A 3446-nucleotide genomic window follows, 5' to 3' on the forward strand; every position below is an offset into this window, starting at 1 on the left:
TCATGTGTATTCTGCGCTCCGAGAAGTCACGATAGATCGCCTCTGGCTCATTCACATTGTTACGGTTGACGACGACGATCGCCCCAGCGCCTCCGCCTCGCTGCTGCAGGCGCTTGGCGGCGTCGACCGTCACTTCATAGGCGGAGCGCCGGTCCACTTTGGACCGCATTCTTCTGGCTTCGTCGGTGAGCGTCGTCGGCCCATCCAGGCTGAGACCAATCTGAAACTGATTGGCCGTCAAGAAGTCCACCATGTCGTCACTGAGCTCGGTGGCGTTCGTTTGAATCGAGTTGGTGTAGGAGACGCGGGTCGGACGCGACTTCTGCTCGCCGATCAGCATTTCGAAAAATTTCCGGCCCCTCAAGAGGGGCTCGCCGCCGTGCCATACGAAGTCCACCGACTGAAAATAGTTCGAGTCCAGGAAGGATCGGATAACGAGCCGAGCCGTTTCGGGTTTCATTTTATTATGAAATACCCATGGCTCTATAAAACAGTAATGACATTGCATGTTGCAAGCGTTAGTCAGCTTGACGATGAGCGTGATGTGAGGGCTCATCATCATGAGTTTCGAGATCCATGCGTTGAACCGCTGGAGATGATCCGTTGTAGCCTCGCTTCGAGTCCCTCCAGTCGGCCCGCGACGGCTGCGAGGCTCGGACAAGCGGCGCCACCCGTTTCGATGGCGACGAGGCCGTACGGATTGCCCAGATAGTCGTATTGGCGGATCGTCGCGGTGAAGCCCAGAAAGTCGTCGAGGGTCCAACGAGACCGATGGTGGTCCGGCTCTTCCCGGCCTTCCGCGCGCCAGCCATCCCCCAGCGGAATGCGCACGACCACGAGCACGGCGGCGAGCGTGACGGCGGTCTTGAGCAAGGAGAGGGCGTCCGCCTTCGGCAGGTGCTCCAGCACGTCGCCGAACAGGATCACATCATATCGGCAGTCGCGTGCGCAGCGGGGCGTCAGCTCGCGAATGTCGCCGATGAAGATGTTGCTATAGAGAAGCCGGGCGTGCGGCTGTATGCGGGCCGCGTCGATCTCGATTCCGTCGATCCGTGTTGTCCATTGCTCCGGCTGGATGCGGCCGCCCCAGACGTCAAGATATTGCCGCAACAGGTGCCCCCAGAGTCCGAAGCCCAGACCCGCGTCCAGGACCGCCTTCGGGTGCCTTTCGACGATCGTTTGCAGCGCGTCTTCCATTCCCAACCAGATACTGAGCGGCAAGAGCGGGGACTTTCTTCAGTTCGAAAAATTGGCGGGGTCACACAGATTCAGGCGAACGCTTTTGACGAATTCCGCGTCATGGTCGCACAGGCGCGCGTGCGCCTCGTGCGTCCACATCCACGACGTCACCTCCGATTGCGGCAGGCGATCCATCTCGCTGAGCGCGTCCAGCCAGGCCGGCGGCAACGCAAAGCTTCTCGCCGGCAGCGCCGCGGGCTGAACTTCGCTTGGCGCTGTCGAGGTCAAATGTGCGAGCAGCCTAATGGTATGTGAGCGGCCGAACCGGCGGAGCGCGGCGGCCGAGATCTCGTCCGACGACGGAGGCCGAGTGCTACTCAAAACGTCATAGATCGAACGTAGCAGGCGTTCTTCATCGACCCGGGGACCGTCTTCGCCGACGACCACATCCACGAGCGTTCCACCAGGCTGCGCCAGGACCTCAACGAAGCCATCATAGCGGGGCGCGATGGTCCGCGTCCCGCAGGCGAGGGCTTCGGCGGGCGCTCGCCCGAAGGTTTCGAAACAGCTGGTCGCTGCGGTCACAAAGACGTCCGCCAGATTGTAGAGATCGGCGAGCTGGTCACGCGTCGGGTTGAGAATCCAGTGGACGGCGAGGGTTGATGTCATGTCCCGCAACAGGTTGAGATAGTCTTCGTCGACCGCGTCGCTGGCGATGATGGCCCGCAGGTCGGGGAATAGGATCTGCGCGCGAAACGCGACCCGCAACAGGCTGTAGAGATCCTTGTCCGGCTGAATACGTCCGGCGTAGAGCAATTTACGGCCGTCGGGGATGCGAAAGGCGTGTGCGGTCGCGTGAGGATTCGGCTTCTTCCGAAAGACGCCTTGGTCGACGCCGAAGGGTTCGCCGACCTGCGCCGCGACGCCGAGCCGCCGATAGACGTTAGCGGACGGCGTCGATCCGACAAAAACACGATCTCGCTCGCCCGCAAATCGACGGTAAAAGGACAGCATGGCGACATCGCGCCATTGTCGGGGATTGAGATAGGGCAGGACCGTCACGGCGCCGCGAAATCCTTCGGCTCGCAGCAGCGCCGCCCAGAGCATTCCGCCGGGCCCCTCGGCGAGGACGGACTCTTTTTGCATCAGTCGGTCCAACCCTCTGCGAAGTCGCTCGAATTTCCGGCCAGTGCGCGCGCGATTCGAGGTTTAGGGTCGGCGCGTCAGCGAGGACCTCCACGACATAATCAAAAGCTTCCGCCAGCCACTTCGCTTCGATGCTGCGACGACGAGCGGCGAAGGGTATATATCCGTCGTGGCTCACGTCCGTCCGCGCCGAACGGCTCAGATCTCGCCCGGATTTTCGAACGGGACGCGAACCGCGACCTCGTATTCGGGCGGATAGTCTTGCCCCAACCGGACGGCGACCTCGTATTCCGGACGGAAATCGACGCCGGTCCGCACGAGCACCGCATATTCGGGCCGAACGTTCTTGAGGGCGGGATTCTCCTTCAAGAGATCGAGCTCCTTCCTCAAGGATCTGACTTCTTCCAAGAGCTTAGTAAGTTCCGCGTCCTTTTGACGCTTTGCCGAGTCAATCATTGTGTTTTTCTCCAGTCTGGAAACAAAGAAACGCGGCGGCTGAGCTACCACGGTCTCGCCAAGGTTCTCAAGAGACGAATAGTCGCTGCGGTCGTCGAGATTCGAAAATGGGACCGGGTCACGCCTCGGGCCGCGACATATCGCGTTGGCGCGCTCGAAGGAATTTGCTGCATAGCCGCAGGATGGAGCTGGCGGCGCCTTTTATCCTATTTGATTCGATAGACTTTGTTGCATGGAGGCTGCGAAGCGCGCGTTGGCGCCCGCGAGAGATCATTTACGCGACACGGACGCAGATGGCTTGTCCGAGATCGCGCATACGATTGAGCGATTTGACCGCAATTGCGACTTCGGTTACGCGGCGGGCGTCGTCGCGGGATTTCAAGATATCTCCGATCACGCGCTTGTAACGACTGATTGCTGCTTCGAGTGCATGTTATAGCCGGAGGCCTTCTGCCAATTCATGCGCCCATGCTCCTCGACCCAAAGGACATGCCGGTCGCGCTGGGTCGGCGATGTTGCGGCAGTTGGTCCAGGCACCGCCCCCTTGCATGGAGGAACGATGAAACTGGCGCTCGGGTTTCTGGCGAGAACGGCGTCGAGAACTCCGCTCCGATCATAGGCGCCATCGGCCATAAATGAGCGCGGGGCTTCGACCAGTTGCTCCA

4 protein-coding genes are annotated in these 3446 nt (G+C 60.7%); all 4 read right to left on the reverse strand.

The genetic code is table 11. The annotated features are described in order from the left end of the window. A partial coding sequence (locus tag ACLP25_RS08250; RefSeq protein WP_442468728.1) for a radical SAM protein occupies positions 1 to 562 on the reverse strand: 562 nt, incomplete at its 3' end. Then, positions 559 to 1221, reverse strand: a complete 663-nt coding sequence (locus tag ACLP25_RS08255) for a hypothetical protein (protein WP_442468729.1) — start codon at positions 1219 to 1221, stop codon at positions 559 to 561. The genes ACLP25_RS08255 and ACLP25_RS08250, both read right to left, overlap by 4 nt. A gap of 15 nt (positions 1222 to 1236) precedes the next feature. Further along, a complete protein-coding gene (locus tag ACLP25_RS08260) occupies positions 1237 to 2325 on the reverse strand; it encodes a glycosyltransferase family 4 protein (protein ID WP_442468730.1) in 1089 nt (362 codons plus the stop codon). Positions 2326 to 2523: 198 nt separating this feature from the next. After that, positions 2524 to 2715: a hypothetical protein gene (locus ACLP25_RS08265; RefSeq protein WP_442468731.1), complete on the reverse strand. Its 192-nt coding sequence runs from the start codon at positions 2713 to 2715 to the stop codon at positions 2524 to 2526. Positions 2716 to 3446: the final 731 nt, after the last annotated feature.

The organism is Roseiarcus sp., assembly GCF_052145395.1.
Taxonomy (GTDB): domain Bacteria; phylum Pseudomonadota; class Alphaproteobacteria; order Rhizobiales; family Beijerinckiaceae; genus Roseiarcus.

Coding starts and splice junctions, on each gene's coding strand:
- ACLP25_RS08260 (WP_442468730.1), bottom strand. CDS start 2,325: ATGCAAAAAGAGTCCGTCCTCGCCGAGGGGCCCGGCGGAATGCTCTGG.